Origin of the sequence: Symbioplanes lichenis (assembly GCF_030709675.1) — a bacterium.
Lineage (GTDB): Bacteria > Actinomycetota > Actinomycetes > Mycobacteriales > Micromonosporaceae > Actinoplanes > Actinoplanes lichenis.
The window spans coordinates 43,269-57,359 of sequence record NZ_JAUZQD010000027.1; the positions used below are offsets into that span (position 1 = coordinate 43,269).

Consider the following 14,091-nt stretch of genomic DNA (forward strand, 5'->3'; position numbering starts at 1 on the left):
TGCCGTGGCACAGGGCCAGGATTCGGACAGGTACGACGAGGATGATCTTGCCCGCATCGACCGGTCCATCGCGGAGCTGAAGATCAAGGACATGGCCGCGGCGAAGGAGCGCTCGCTCATCGCCAGCCAGATCCAGGCCGCGCAGTTCCAGCGGGACATCCTCGCCCACGCCGGCCAGCAGAAGAAGCGGGCTGCCGCCGCCTCGCGCCGCACCCGGCGCCGGCCGCCCGAGCCGCCGCCTCCACCGCCGCCCGGCGCCACCCGCACCCTGGTCGAGGAGCCGCCACCGCCGCCCGGGGCCGCCACCGACGGCGTGACCGTGCTGGTCGACGATCCGCCGCCCACCGACGCCGCCGCGCCGCCGCGCCGCCGCCCGCCCCGGGTCGCCCCGCTGCCCGAGCCGCCGCCGCACGAGCCCGAGACCTCGTCGCAGTCGGTGCAAAACATTTTGCTCGGCCTCAGCGCGCTGGTCCTGGGCGTCGCGGCGGTCGTCTTCGCCGGCGCGGCCACCAACGCGGTCGGCCGGGCCCTGATCCTCGCCGTGTTCACAGGCATCGCGCTCGCGGCGGCCCCGGCCATCGCGCGCCGCGGTCTCACGTCCACGGGCGAGACGCTTGCGGCCGTGGGTCTGGTCCTGCTCCCCATGACCCTGTACGCCCTGCACGGCAGCGAGACGTTCGGCGGCTCCGCCGTGCCGGCCCCCGTCTTCCTCGGCGTGACCCTGCTGATCACGACGGCGGCCAGTTTCGTCTATGCCGGGGTCACGCGGCTGGCGGTGCCGCGCTATGCCACGGTCGTCGCCGCCCAGCCCGTCCCGTCCCTGCTGGCGTACCCCATCGTGGAAAGCCCCGCGGGGTGGGCCGGCGCCCTCGCCGCGACCGCGGTGATCGACCTCGTGCTGCTCACGACCGTGATCCGGCAGGGGCGGCTGCTGCCCAAGTGGCCGCTGGGCCGGCCCGTCGCGGGTGACCGCGAGTCCCTGGCCGAGGCCGACGCGCGCCGCATCGGCGAGCGCGACTTCGACGAGTCGCTGGAGACCCCCCTCCGCCCGGAGTCGCAGCCGGAGGAACCCGATCTGATCATCGACGGGCTCACCGGGCGCCGCCGCCGGCGCTGGCTGCCGACCCGCATCTTCCCCGGCCCGCGCCCCGAGGGAGCGCCCGCCGCGGGCACGGTCCCGCTCGCGCCGCCCGCCACGCCACCCTCCGCGGGCCGGCTGCGCCAGCTGACCTTCCTGCTGCTGCTGATCTCCGCGGCCGCCTCCCTGCTCTACGGCACGGGGGCGCTGCTCGGCGCCGACGTCCTGCCCGACGCGCTGCGCTCCGGGCTGATCATGCTCGTCGCCGCGGTCGCCGCCTGGGCCGCCGCGCGGATGACCGAGCACGTCCTGGCCCGCAACATCTCCGGCGCCGTGCTCACGCTGACCGTGATCGGCGTCGCCGCCCGTCTCGCGGACGTGACCACGCCCGCCTGGACGCTCGCCGCCGCGGCCGCCGCCGTGGCGCTCACCGGTGCCGTCGTCGGCATGGTGCCCGAGGAGGCGCGCCGGGGTCCGCAGTGGGCGTCGGCCGCCGCGCTGACGGTCATCGGCGTGCTGGTCGCCGTCGACGCCCTGCGCGCCGCGTTCGCCCCGGTGCAGGCCGCGCGGCCGATCTGGCACGCGGACACCGCCGCGTACGCGGATCGCATCGCCGCCGCGGCCGGCCAGTCGGGCTGGCTGCTGGCGCTCAGTGCCCTGCTGCTCACCGTGGCGGCCGCGGTCGCCCTGCCCGCCGAGTGGCGGCGCGAGGGTGCCGTGATCGGCGTCGCCCTCACCGCGCTGGCCGTGCCCGCCTCGCTGGCCCTGCGCTGGTCGGAGGCGCCGTGGCCGCTGGTGCTCGCGGCGATCGGCATCGGCGCGGCGGGCCTGCTCGCGCCGACCCGCCGGGTCGCCATCACCCACATCGCGGCCGCCGGGGTGGTCGGGCTGTTCGGCGCGGGCTCGGCGCTGAGCGCGTCCTGGCTCACTGCCGCCACGCTCACTGCCTTGGCCGGTGCGGGCGTGATGGTCGCGGTCGCTGCCCGCCAGATTCCGGTACGCCTGTACGCCTGGCTGGTCGGCGACTGGTCCTCCGGCGCGGCCGCTCTCGCCATCCCGGGTGCCGTGGTGACGGCGGCGCTCGCGGTCAACGACCCCGGCGACGGGCCCCCGCCCACCGAAGCAGTCACCGTGCCCGCGCTGGCCCTGGGCTTCCTCGCGGTCGCGGGCACGCTGACCTACGCCGCGGTGTTCCAGGTGGCCCGGCGTGAGATCAGCCTGCCGCTGACCGCGGGCAGCTCGCTGGGCGCGATCGCGCTGGCCATCGCCGCGCTGGTCGCCCCGGGTTCCACCGCCCCGGACATCTGGGTCGGCATCCTGCTGCTGGGCGCAGCCGGGCTGCTGCTCTTCAACAAGACGCTGGACAACGGGCGCCGGGCCGACCGGATGGTCGACGGGCAGGACATCGCGGCCGGCGCCGCCACCGTGGCGATCTGCGGTGCGCTCGCCCGGGTCGCGGCCCTCGCCTTCCCGGACGCGCCGCTGGTCGTGGCCGCGCTCGTCGTGCTGGCGGTTGGCTTCGGGGTGCGGGCGCTGCCCGAGGACTGGCGGCGGGGGCCCGTACGCGGGCTGACCCTCGCCGGTCTCGTGGTCGCCGCCCTCGCCGCGTGGCAGGCGCTCGGCCTCGGCCTGCGGATCCTCGCCGCGCCCGGGCCGATCTGGGCGTCGGACGTCAGCAACGTGCCCGGCGACGTCCCGGCCGGCGCCTGGCAGGCCCCGGTCGCCCTGGTCATCGTGGCGATCGCGACGGCGACCGCCCTGCCGCGGCCCTGGCGCGACGACGTCAGCGCGGTCTGCATGGCGCTCGCGACCGTCGGCGCGCCGGCCGCGTTCGGCCTCCCGTGGTGGTCACCCTTGCTGATCGGCGGCGCGGTGATGCTCGGGTACGGCGTCGCGGCGGTCGCCGCCGAGTACCCGCGCGCCGCGTTCGACCGCGCCGCCGTCGCCGCCGTCGCGGGGCTGCACGCCGCCGGGGCCGGGCTCGTGCGCCCCTGGTCCACGGCCTTCGCCCTGCTGCTCGTGGTGGCGGCGGGCACGCTGGTCGCGGCGCTCGCGCGCACGGGACGATCGGCGACCGACGAGCCGGCCTTCGTGGTCGACGAGACCGGTCTGCCCCGGCACGTCGTACAGCTGGGTGGGGCTGCCACCGCCGCCGCGCTCGCCGCGGCACCGGGTGTGCTCGCCGCGACGGCCGCGTCCCAGGGGCACTCGGCCCAGGTCGTGCTCACCGCGGCCGTCGCCGGGTCCAGCCTGTTGCTGGCCGTGCTCGCCCTCGTCGCCAAGAGCATCCCGCAGTACCTGCCGTGGGCGACATTCGGCCTGGTCGGCGGGGCGATGGTCACCGCGATCGCGTCGATCCCGAGCGAATATCCGACGGCCCTCTACGCCGCCGCGGCCGCCCTGCTCGGCGTGATCGCCGAGCTGCTGCGCGGCGCCGTGCCCGCCCCGGGGCCCGCCGTCGAGCGGGTGCTGCCGGACGGCCGCCGCCCGATGGCCAGCCGCTACGGCGTGACCCGCTGGATGCCGATCCGCCCCGGCGGCATCAGCAGCCGGTGGATCGTCGACCCGGCCAAGGGCGCTGTCGTCGTGGCCGCCCTGCCCACGGCGCTCGCGCTGGTCTCGCTGGCGCCCGCGCTGAGTGCCGCGCTCGTCGACCCGCTCCAGCAGCTCAACGCCATCTGGGACGGCCCGGTCGCCGCGCTCACCGACGCCGCTCCGAGCAGCGCCGACGGGACGAGCGTGGTCGCGGCCGTGCTGTTGACCATGGCGGCGGCCCTGGCGGCGCTCGGGTTCGGGGGGCGGCCGGCGGAGGCCGTACCGGTGATCCTGCCGGGTCTGGCCATCACCCTGCTGATCGCGCCGATCGCGCTCGGGGCCGAATGGTCCGCGGCGATCGCGGCCGCGCTGGTGGTCTTCACCATCTCGATGCTCGGGCTGGCGCTGACCCCGCCCCCGGTCGCCGAGCGCGCCGAGATGATCCGCTGGACCCGCATCGTCGTCTTCGTCCTCGGCCTGCTCGCCGGTGGCGCGGGCCTCGCGGGCAGCCTCGCGACGCAACAGCTGACGATGTTCACGGTCGGGGCCGCGGTCGGCGTCGGCCTGGTCGCCGCGATCGCCGGGCGCAGCCGTCACGCCCGCATGCTGGGCTGGCTGTTCACCGCCGTCATGGGCCAGTTCTTCGTGCTGACCGTGGCGCTGGTCGCCGGGCTCAGCGCGCCGTGGGCGGCGTTCGGGGTGCTGGCCGTCGGCGCGGCTCTGCTCGTCCTCGAGGCGACGCTGCCCCGGCTGGGCCTGCCCGAATACCGGCTGGAGGCCACCACCGTCGAGTGGAGCGGCTATGCGTCGGCGCTGCTGGCGGGCCTGCTGGCGTACAGCTCGCCGGCCCACCTCGCGGCCCTGCTCGCCGCCTGGGGTGCGGTCCTGGGGCTGGCGGCGACCCGTCCCGGCCGCTCCCCCGCCCAGCGCCGCAACCTGTTCTGGCTGGCGGTGGGCGTCGAGGTCGTCGGCATCTGGCTCTTCGTAGCCATCGCCGACGTCGCGCTGCCCGAGGCGTACACGCTGCCGTTCGCCGCCCTGGCCCTGCTCGTCGGCATCCTGGAGGCGCGGCAGCGGCCGGAGCTGAGCAGCTGGGCGGCGTACGGGCCGGCGCTGCTCGCCGCGTTCGTCCCGACCACCGCGCTGGTCATCGCCACCGACGCCGGCGACTTGAGGGAGCTGTTGCTGCTGCTCGGCGCCGTGGCGACACTGATCATCGGCTCGCGCCTGCAGCAACAGGCGCCGGTGGTGATCGGCGCGGCGGCGACCGTGGTGGCGACGCTGCACTTCGCGACGACGCTGGTGGGGCCGTGGCTGGTGCTCGTGCCGGTCGGGGTCGTCCTGCTCTTCCTCGGCGCGACGAACGAGAGCCGGCGGCGGACTCAGGAGCGGCTGCGGGGGGCGCTGGTGCGGATGCGCTGAGGTCCGGCCCTCCGCTTCTTGCGCCGGCGCCCTTCGCGGGTCACGCGCCTGCGTCCTCGCGGGTCTTTTCAGCCCATCAGCTTGCGGCTCGTTTCAGCCCATCAGCTTGCGGCGGAGGGCTTCGTCCTTCTCGGCGACGACCTGTTCGAGGGCGGCCTGGAAGGATTGCATCTTCTTGAGCAGCACCGGGTCGGACGCAGCGAGGATGCGCACGGCGAGGAGGCCGGCGTTGCGGGCGCCGCCGATCGAGACCGTGGCGACGGGCACGCCGGCCGGCATCTGCACGATCGAGAGCAGCGAGTCCATGCCGTCGAGATACTTGAGCGGCACGGGTACGCCGATCACGGGCAGCGGCGTCATCGCGGCGACCATGCCCGGCAGGTGCGCCGCGCCGCCCGCCCCGGTGATGATGACCTTGAGTCCGCGGTCGGCGGCGGAGGTCGCGTACTCGACCATCTTCTGCACGGTCCGGTGCGCGGACACGACACCCACCTCGAACGGCACGTCGAACTCGGCGAGCGCCAGCGCGGCGGCCTCCATCGTGGACCAGTCCGAGTCACTGCCCATGATCACGCCGACGGAGGGTGCCATCACTCGCCTTCCTGAAGCCACTTGGCGGCCCGCACGGCGCGGGCGCGTACCTCGTTCATGTCGTCACCGAGCACCGTCACGTGCCCGATCTTGCGGCCGGGCCGGATCTGCTTGCCATAGAGGTGCACCCGGGCGCCGGGGTCGCTCGCGAACAGGTGGTGCATCCGCTCGTCGATCGACATGCCGCCGGGCTGCCCCCCGAGCACGTTCGCCATCACCACGGCCGGCGCCGTCAGCGACGTCTCCCCCATCGGATAGTCGAGCACGGCCCGCAGATGCTGCTCGAACTGCGACGTCCGCGCGCCCTCGATCGTCCAGTGCCCGGAGTTGTGCGGGCGCATGGCCAGCTCGTTGACCACGATGCCGGCCTCGGTCTCGAACAGCTCGACGGCCAGCAGCCCGACCACCCCGAGCGCGTTCGCCAGGTCGATGGCCAGCTGCTGCGCCTCGAGGGCCCGCTCCTCGCTCAGCCCGGGCGCGGGCGCCAGCACCTCGACGCAGATGCCGTCCTTCTGCACGGTCTCGACCACCGGGTACGCCGCGACCTGCCCGAACGGCGACCGGGCAACCAGGGCGGCGAGCTCCCGCCGCAGCGGTACGCGCTCCTCGACGATGAGCGGCGTCCCGGAGACGACCAGCTCCTCGGCCGCCTGGGGCCCGTCGAGCATCCAGACGCCTCGCCCGTCGTAGCCGCCGCGAACGGCTTTCGCCACGACCGGCCAGCCGGTGTCCTCAGCGCCGGCCTCGCCGGTGCCGATCCGCTGAGCGGGACTGCCTTGCTGGGCGGCGCCCGCGGTGGCTCGCTTGGCAGCGCGATTGGCGGCAACCATGGCCGCGAAGTCGGAAATGTCGGAAACGCTGGACACCGGGCGCCAGAGCGGAACGGGCGCGCCGAGGTCGGTGAGCCGTTCGCGCATCCGCTGCTTGTCCTGCGCGAAGACGATCGCCTCGGCACCGGGGTAAATCTTCACACCCTCGGCGGCCAGCACGGCGATGTGCCCGGTCGGCACGTGCTCGTGATCGAACGTGACCGCGTCACACCCCTTGGCGAACTCCCGCAGGGCCGCAAGATCGGTGTGCGTCCCGATTCGCACATCGGCCGCAACAAGCGCGGCACTGTCGTCGGGCGACTCGGAGAGCACCCGCAACGACTGCCCCAGAGCGATCGCCGCCTGATGCGTCATCCGCGCCAGCTGACCGCCGCCCACCATGCCGACCACAGGAAGTCCAGTTCGAGTGTCCATCGCGCGCCAAGCCTAACCACCCGCCGACGGCCCGCCCCGGCCGAGGTGCGGCGCCCGCTTCCGGGTGAGACCGACTTCACCCTCAGCTCGGCCCAGCCCCCGCCGAATCTCCCGGAACCACCCGCCCGGTCTCCCGAAGAGCACCCGCCCGACCTTCCGCAACCGCCCGCCCGACCTTCTGTAACCACCCGCTCGCCGAGGGGACATCCCGTGCCGGACCAGCATCTCCCATGGCCACCGCCCCAACCGCCCCCTGCCGCGCCCTATCCGGCCGCATCCCGGACCGCTGCCTACCCGGCTGCCGCGCCGCAGCCCCACTTCGGCGCTAACCCAGGCGCCGCGCCACAGCCCAACTTCGGTGCTTACCCGGGCGCCGCGCCGCACGTCGGCGCCTACCCCGGGACCGCGCCCCACCCAGGCGCCTCGCCCTACCTCGGCTACGCGCCGCAGCCCTACGGCGGGTATGCCGCCCCGACGCCTCCCGCCATGGGCAGCTCCCCGAAGGACGCGGCGCACTGGCTCGTCCCGACCGGTCGCAGCTGGCAGTCGATCGTCGCCGGCTACCTGGGCCTGGTGACGCTGGTGATCTGGATCCTCGGCCCCGTCGCGACAGCCATCGGCATCTGGGCTCTCCGCCGCGCCGCCCGCGAGGGCACCCACGGCGGCGGCCGAGCGATCTTCGGCATCGTCGCGGGCGCCCTCAGCACCACGCTGCTGGTCGCCGTCCTCGCCACCATCTGACCTCCGGCTGCCTGAACGCCCAGGCTGCCTGAACCACCCCGGCCCACCACGCAGCCAGCCGCAGCCGACCGGTCGAACTCGGCCAGCGGCGCCACCGGCGTCGGCCGGCCCCGACCGGGCCAGACGCCGCCGAGCCCGGGACACGCAACACGGCAGGTGATCCGGCGTGCCCACAGGGCCAGCACGCCGCGACACGACAGGTGGTCCGCGCACCGCGACACGGCAAGAGGTCCGGCGCACCGCAACACAGCAGCCGGTCCGGCACGCCGCGACACGGTAGGTGAGCCGGCGCACCGCGACACGGCAGGCGGTCCGGCGCTCCTGCCGGGGCCGGCACGCCGGCGGACGACTGGCGAGAGTCAGGCAGTCAGGCGGGCCTCCAGGTCGGCGGGGGTGGTGACGGGGCGGTCGCAGACGAAGCCGCGGCAGACGTAGGCGGTGGGGGCGCCGTCGAGGAGGGGGCGGTCGGCGAGCAGGGGGACGCCGGGCTGGTCGGGGCGGCCGGCGACGATCACGGTGCCGGGCGGGGCGTGGCGCTGGGCGGTGGCGATGAGGGGGTCGTGGGGGTTGTCGGTGACGATGGCGATCTCGTACGGGCCGGCGAGCGCCCCCTCGGCCACCGTGGCCGAATAGCCGGCGAAACGCGGGTGCCCGGCCATGAGCGGACCGACCGTTTCGAGGGCCTTGTCCGCCGCCTCGCGATAGCGGGTCTCGCCGGAGAGCGCCGCGTAGGCCACCAGCCCCGCGGTGAGGGCCGCCACGCCGGACGGGGTGGCGTTGTCGGTGGGGTCGGCGGGCCGCGTCACCAGCTGCTCCGCGTCGTCGGCGGTGTCGTAGAAGCCGCCCCGCTCGGTGCCGAAGTGCTCCAGCGCCACGTCGAGCACCTGCCCGGCCAGCGTGAGCCAGCGCCCCTCGCCGGTGAGCTGGTGCACGGCACAGAACGCCTCGGCCACGGCGCCGTAGTCCTCCAGCACCCCGGCCGGCTCGCCCACCACGCCGTCCCGCGAGACCCGCCGCAGCCGCCCGTCGACGAAGTGCCGCTCGGCCAGCACCGTCGCCACCGCCACGGCCGCCTCCCGCGAAGCCGCCGCCACGTCCGCGTCCCCGGCCGGCGAAGACGACCCGCCCGACGACGCGGAGAGGGCGGACACCAGGGACGCGTGCTCGGCCAGCGCCGTCACGGCCAGCCCGTTCCAGGCGGCCACGATCTTGTCGTCGCGGGCCGGCTGCGGGCGCTCCGTGCGTACCCGGAAAAGGCGCGAGCGGATCTCCTGCCAGCGCCCCACCAGCTCCGGGGCGGCGGCGTCGATGTCGCGGGCCAGGACCAGCACGCTGGTGCCGTGCTCGAAGGTGCCCTTCGCCGTCACGCCGAACAGGTCGGCGGCCCAGGCACCGTCCTCCTCGCCCAGCGCCGCGGTCAGCTGCGCCGGCGTCCAGGAATAGGTCAGCCCCTCGGTGCCGTCGGTGTCGGCGTCGAGGGCCGAGGCGAGACCGCCGGCCGGCGTGGACAGGTCGCGGAGCATGAAGGCCGCGGTCTCGTCGGCGACGCGGCGCGCGAGCGGGTCGCCGGTCAGGCGCCACAGCTGGGTGTAGACGCGGAGGAGCAGAGCGTTGTCGTACAGCATCTTCTCGAAGTGCGGCACGGTCCACGTGTTGTCGACGGCGTAGCGGGCGAAACCGCCGCCGAGCTGGTCGTAGATGCCGCCGCGGGCCATCTGCTCGGCGGTGTGGCGGACGATCTCGAGGGCGTCGCCGGAGCCGGTGCGCTGGTGGTGGCGCAGCAGGAAGAGCAGGTTCATGTGCGGCGGGAACTTGGGGGCGCCGCCGAACCCGCCGCGCGTGGTGTCGTGCTCCTTGGCCAGGGCGAGCGCGGCCGTGTCGAGCAGGTCGGCCGAGATCGGCGCCGTCGGACCGGTGACCAGCTGCGCGCCGCCCACGGCCTCGACCACGGCGGAGCCTTGCTTGAGGACCTCCTCCCGCTGGTCGCGCCAGGCGGACGACACCGAGGTGAGCAGCCGCGTGAAGGTGTCCTTCGGGTAGTACGTACCGCAGAAGAAGGGCTCCCCGCCGGGGGCGGCGAAGACCGTCATGGGCCAGCCGCCCTGCCCGGTCATGGCCTGGGTCGCGGTCATGTAGACGGCGTCGACGTCGGGCCGCTCCTCCCGGTCCACCTTGATCGCGACGAAACCCTCGTTGATCTGGCGGGCGACGGCCTCGTCCTCGAAGGACTCGTGCGCCATCACGTGACACCAGTGACACGCCGCATAGCCGACCGAGATGAGCACGGGCACGTCGCGCTCGCGGGCGGCGGCGAACGCCTCCGGGGACCACGGCCACCAGTCGACCGGGTTGTCGGCGTGCTGCAGCAGGTAGGGCGAAGTCGCGCTCGCCAGACGATTGGCCATGGACCGAACCTACCCGCCGGGTCCGACACGAATCCGAACTACGAAGCCCCGTCGGCCCGCAGGGGCACGACCTTGGCCGGAGCCGCGTCGGCCAGTGCTTGCAGAGCCGGGATGATCTTGTCGGCGGGCATCGGGCGGCTGAAGTGGTAGCCCTGAGCAGTGGTGCAGCCCAGCGCCAGCAGCGCGGCCCGCTGGTCGGCGGTCTCGACGCCCTCGGCGACGACCCGGGCGCCGAGGCGCGCGCCCAGCTCGACGGCGCCGCGCACGATCGCGTCGGCGGCAGCGGAGTCGGTCATCTTCATCACGAAAGAGCGGTCGACCTTGAGCTCGTCGACCGTGACGCGGGTGACGAACGCGAGCGAGGAGAAGCCCGTACCGAAATCGTCGACCGAGATCTGCACGCCCAGCTCACGCAGCGCGACGAGCACCTCGTCGACGATCGGGGAATCGCTGACGGCCAGCGACTCGGTGACTTCGAGCACGAGGCTCTCCGCGGTGAGCCGGTGCCGGCGCAGGGCCTCCGCGACCTGGGCGGGGAAGGTCACGTCGAGCAGGCTGCGGGAAGAGACATTGACCGACACGGGTACGTCCAGCCCAGCCGCCGCCCAGCTCGCAGCGGCATGCAGCGCCCGGTCGAGCACGTAACGCGTGAACGGGCCGAGCAGCTCACCGTTCTCGGCCGTACGCACGAAGCAGTCAGGCGTCAGGAAGCCCCGCCGCGGATGGTTCCACCGGATCAGCGCCTCGACGCCGGTCGGCGCGCCGGTCTCGAGGTCGACCTCGGGCTGGAGCATCAACACGAGCTGGTCCTCCGCGCCCAAGGCGTCGAGCAGCTCGGCCGGCAACGCCAGGTGATCGGTACTCGTGGCGTCGTGGGCGCTGTCGTACGCGGCGACCGGCACGTTCAGTTCCTTGGCCTGGTCGAGCGCCACACTGGCCCGCCGGATCAGCTCACCGAGATCCGCGTAGCCGGCCTGCTCGACCACGACGCCCACGGCCACGTCGGTCACCAGCCGGACACCATGCGCGTCGATGGGCCGGCTGACCTCGTCGATCACGTGACGCGCGCGGCGTACGGCATGGGGCAGGGGTGTGGGGGGTTCGAGCAGCGGCGTCGCGTCGGCGAGCGTCGCCACAATGGGCAGGAGCAGCGCGAACTCGTCGTCGCCGAGCCGCGCCACGAGCTCACCCGCGCGCATCAGGGCGGTGAGGCGGCCCGCGACCGTACGCAACACGTCGTCGCCCGCCCGATAGCCCAGCGTGCTGTTGATGTCCCGGAAGTCGTTGAGGTCGAGCAGCAGCACCGCGACGGGCTGTTCCCGGGGCAGCGCCTTGAGCAGCGCGTCCCCGTCGGCGAGCAGGGCGCCGCGGTTGGCCAGACCGGTGACCTGGTCGTGGACGCCGTCGTGGGCCAGCCGCGCGTCGAGCTGCGCCAGCCGCTCGTGCGCCGCCGCATCATGCAGCGCCGCGGCCAGCGCATCGGCGTAGGCCGACACGGCCAGCTCGTCCTGCGCCGCGGGCAGCCGGGGCTCGGCGAGCCACACGGTGAGATCGCCCACAGGCGTCGTCCCCACGGTCATCGCCCGGGTGATCACCGGGCCGGGCGCCGGGGCGGGCATCGGATCGGGCGCCGCCTCGCCGACGTAGCGGCGCTCCTCGCTACCGCCCGTCAACGTGACCTCTATCTCCACCCTCCGAGCGCCGAAGACGTCCAGAGCACCCTGCACCCCGGCCGCGGCCACCTGAGCCTCGGTCGCGCCGCCGAGCGTACGGGTGGCGCGCGCGAACGCTTCCCACAGCCGCCGTTCCTCCTCTGCCCGCAGGTGGTAGCGGTAGGTGCGCTGGAGCAGCCACAGCACGGCGGGCAGCCCGATCAGCCAGAGCGGGCCGTTCTGCAGGGCATAGACCGCGGCGAGCCCGACGATGACATTGCCCACGAACATCGGCAGCTTCGCATGCAGCCCTCGCGTGCCGGCCGCGCGCGGCGACGCGTCGCGGTGCACGGTGAGCGTCAGGACGGCCAGGCCGAGCGAGATCAGCAGATAGGCCACCGAGCCCGCGATCAGCGCGACCTGGGTGCGCGAGTCGCCCAGCGGGGTGGCAGGCCCCGCAATTGTGTACGTGACCAGCGTCGCACCGGCGACGCCGAGGCTCAGTGACGCGGCGAGATGGATCACGTCGGCGACCGCACGCTGATCGTTCAGCCACGTGATGAGCAGCCACGCGCCGGCGACTCCGACGAGGGCGATCGCGGGCAGCCATCCGGGCGGCGCGAGCGCGAACCCGATGATGAACGCTGCCTCGCCCCACGACACGCTCACGGCGCCACGCCCGACCCGGAACCGCAGCCGGCCGAACTGCGCGGCCGCCACGACCAGCACGGTGATCCCCGCGCCGGTGGCCTGGGTCAGGTCGAACGCCGACGGACGCGACAACGGGACGAGCAGCCCGGCGACGGCGAGCGTCACCGCGGCGGCAAGGACAAGACCGTTCAGCACGCGTACGCCGTGAGCACGCCGGACAGGCGCAGCAACCGCGCCACCGGAGTCACGGGCAGCCACAGCCGGAACGGCGGAAGGCGAAGTCATGACACCTCCTCGCCTGATCGAGCCCGCCCGGGTGCTCTCCGGTTCACGGAGTCCGGGGCGATCCGAAGCGCCGGGGTCATCCGAGGCGCCTTGTTCCGCGGCGCCCGGGTGGGCACCGACGTCTGCCATGCCCGATCGGGCGTGATGCCGGCGCCGATGCGGCCGGCTGGTGTCACCGAGCCGCGGGTGACGCGGCTCCCGGTGACCTTGATGCCCTCGCAGCCGGTGCGGCTTGCCCGGGGCGCTCGGTCCGAATTCGCTTCATGTGCATACGTCGACACGCTCGTGCCGGATGCACGGGCGCCGGCGAGATCACCGCGGAGGGGCGTCGCACCTCCAGGCCGGCTCGCACGCACCCGGCGCACGGCCGGGTCGGCGCTTTCCGGACAGTGGATCGAGCCGGCCCGGACCCGGACGCGCAGATCACCTGATCGATCTTGTCCGAGGTCACACCGCAGAGCCCTGACCAGCAGCACTGGCGGATGCACGTGCATCTGCAGTGGAGGGAGCGGAAGCGGGAAACGAGTCATCGACGTCCCCCTTTCCGCGCAGGGTCGAGGGACGGTAAAGCCCCCCGGCGGAAGGCTAAGCCAATCCGGCGGAACGCAACAGGGGTAGAGCGACGACGGTCACCTATATCGGCGGCGGCCGAACCATGGCCGGGCGGCCGGCCTGGGCGCCTTGACAAAGTGGAATGAGTTCACTCACGTCGCACCTGAGATTATTCACGCCCGCCGAGGCCCCGCTGAGGCCCGGCCGGACGCCTCAGCCGCGCACCGAGTCGCCCTTCGCCGCGCCGCCGCCCGCCGGTGCCGTGGCATCGCTCGTGGACCCGGGCGCGCCGTCGGCCACATCGGATGCCGCCGTGCCGGCCTCAGACTTGTCGGCGGGCTGCGCACCGGCCGCGGTCGCCTCGGCGGGCAGCGTCTCGGTCGTGGCGGTCGTCTCGAGCTTGCCGGCCTGCTCCTGGACGCCGGCGACTCCCTCGCCGCGGGCCTCGGTGGCCGTCGAGGTCTCAGCGCGGGCCGTCTCAGCGCGCGCGTCGGTGGCGGGGGTGGTCTCGGCGCGGGCCTCGGCAGCTGCGGCGCTCCCACTGCGAGCGTCGGCGGCCAGGGCGCCCGTGCTGCGAGCCTCGGCGGCCGGGGCGCTCGTGCCGCGAGCCTCGGTGGCCGTGCTCTCGCTGCGGACCTCGGTGGCCGTGCTCTCACTGCGGGCAAGATCGGCCTCGAGCCGGGCGACCTCGGCCTCCCGCGCGGTGGGGAAGCTGTCGGGCAGCCGCCGCAGCCGCTTGTTCATGTTGCGGATGAGCAGCACCGTCGCGATGGACATCAGCACGATGATGAAGAGCCCCATCGGCCCGGCAAGCCCACCGGACCGGGTGTCCCCGAAGTTGTTGACCGCGACGTCAAAGGCAGCATCCACCCCTCAACGGTACGCCCCACGGCACCACGCCCGGCTCCGGGATGCCGCAACCCGCCCGTCCCCTA

Annotated in this window: 7 protein-coding genes; 2 read left to right on the forward strand and 5 right to left on the reverse strand. The window is 74.3% G+C overall.

The window, feature by feature from the left end; translation table 11 throughout:
• The first annotated feature begins 4 nt into the window (after positions 1-4).
• Positions 5-5,035, forward strand: a complete 5,031-nt coding sequence (locus RAN62_RS39700) for an SCO7613 C-terminal domain-containing membrane protein (RefSeq protein ID WP_305790052.1) — start codon at positions 5-7, stop codon at positions 5,033-5,035.
• 93 nt (positions 5,036-5,128) lie between these two features.
• Here the strand turns inward: RAN62_RS39700 and purE are convergent, their stop codons facing one another.
• Positions 5,129-5,626 carry a 5-(carboxyamino)imidazole ribonucleotide mutase gene (gene purE, locus RAN62_RS39705; protein ID WP_305790053.1) on the reverse strand — a complete coding sequence of 166 codons (498 nt, stop codon included), beginning with the start codon at positions 5,624-5,626 and terminating at the stop codon, positions 5,129-5,131.
• Positions 5,626-6,870 (reverse strand): 5-(carboxyamino)imidazole ribonucleotide synthase, encoded by a 1,245-nt coding sequence (locus tag RAN62_RS39710; RefSeq protein ID WP_305790054.1) that lies wholly within the window; start codon positions 6,868-6,870, stop codon positions 5,626-5,628. Before RAN62_RS39710 ends, purE begins: the two co-directional genes overlap by 1 nt.
• A gap of 486 nt (positions 6,871-7,356) precedes the next feature.
• Here RAN62_RS39710 and RAN62_RS39715 point away from each other — a divergent pair, with 486 nt between their 5' ends.
• Complete coding sequence (locus RAN62_RS39715) at positions 7,357-7,611, forward strand: DUF4190 domain-containing protein (RefSeq protein WP_305790055.1); 255 nt, start codon at positions 7,357-7,359, stop codon at positions 7,609-7,611.
• A 359-nt stretch (positions 7,612-7,970) separates the two neighbouring features.
• Here the strand turns inward: RAN62_RS39715 and RAN62_RS39720 are convergent, their stop codons facing one another.
• From RAN62_RS39720 to RAN62_RS39730, 3 genes are all read right to left on the reverse strand, one after another.
• A complete protein-coding gene (locus RAN62_RS39720) occupies positions 7,971-10,016 on the reverse strand; it encodes a thioredoxin domain-containing protein (protein WP_305790056.1) in 2,046 nt (681 codons plus the stop codon).
• 38 nt (positions 10,017-10,054) lie between these two features.
• The gene (locus tag RAN62_RS39725; protein WP_438874606.1) at positions 10,055-12,604 is read right to left on the reverse strand and encodes an EAL domain-containing protein; all 2,550 of its coding nucleotides are present in this window, start codon (positions 12,602-12,604) and stop codon (positions 10,055-10,057) included.
• Positions 12,605-13,369: 765 nt separating this feature from the next.
• A complete protein-coding gene (locus tag RAN62_RS39730; protein WP_305790075.1) occupies positions 13,370-14,026 on the reverse strand; it encodes a hypothetical protein in 657 nt (218 codons plus the stop codon).
• Positions 14,027-14,091 lie beyond the last annotated feature (65 nt).

Excerpts from the sequence above, each read along its gene's own strand:
- purE (WP_305790053.1), bottom strand. The coding sequence starts at position 5,626 with ATGGCACCCTCCGTCGGCGTGATCATGGGCAGTGACTCGGACTGGTCC.
- RAN62_RS39710 (WP_305790054.1), bottom strand. The coding sequence starts at position 6,870 with ATGGACACTCGAACTGGACTTCCTGTGGTCGGCATGGTGGGCGGCGGT.
- RAN62_RS39715 (WP_305790055.1), top strand. The coding sequence starts at position 7,357 with ATGGGCAGCTCCCCGAAGGACGCGGCGCACTGGCTCGTCCCGACCGGT.
- RAN62_RS39720 (WP_305790056.1), bottom strand. The coding sequence starts at position 10,016 with ATGGCCAATCGTCTGGCGAGCGCGACTTCGCCCTACCTGCTGCAGCAC.
- RAN62_RS39725 (WP_438874606.1), bottom strand. The coding sequence starts at position 12,604 with ATGACTTCGCCTTCCGCCGTTCCGGCTGTGGCTGCCCGTGACTCCGGT.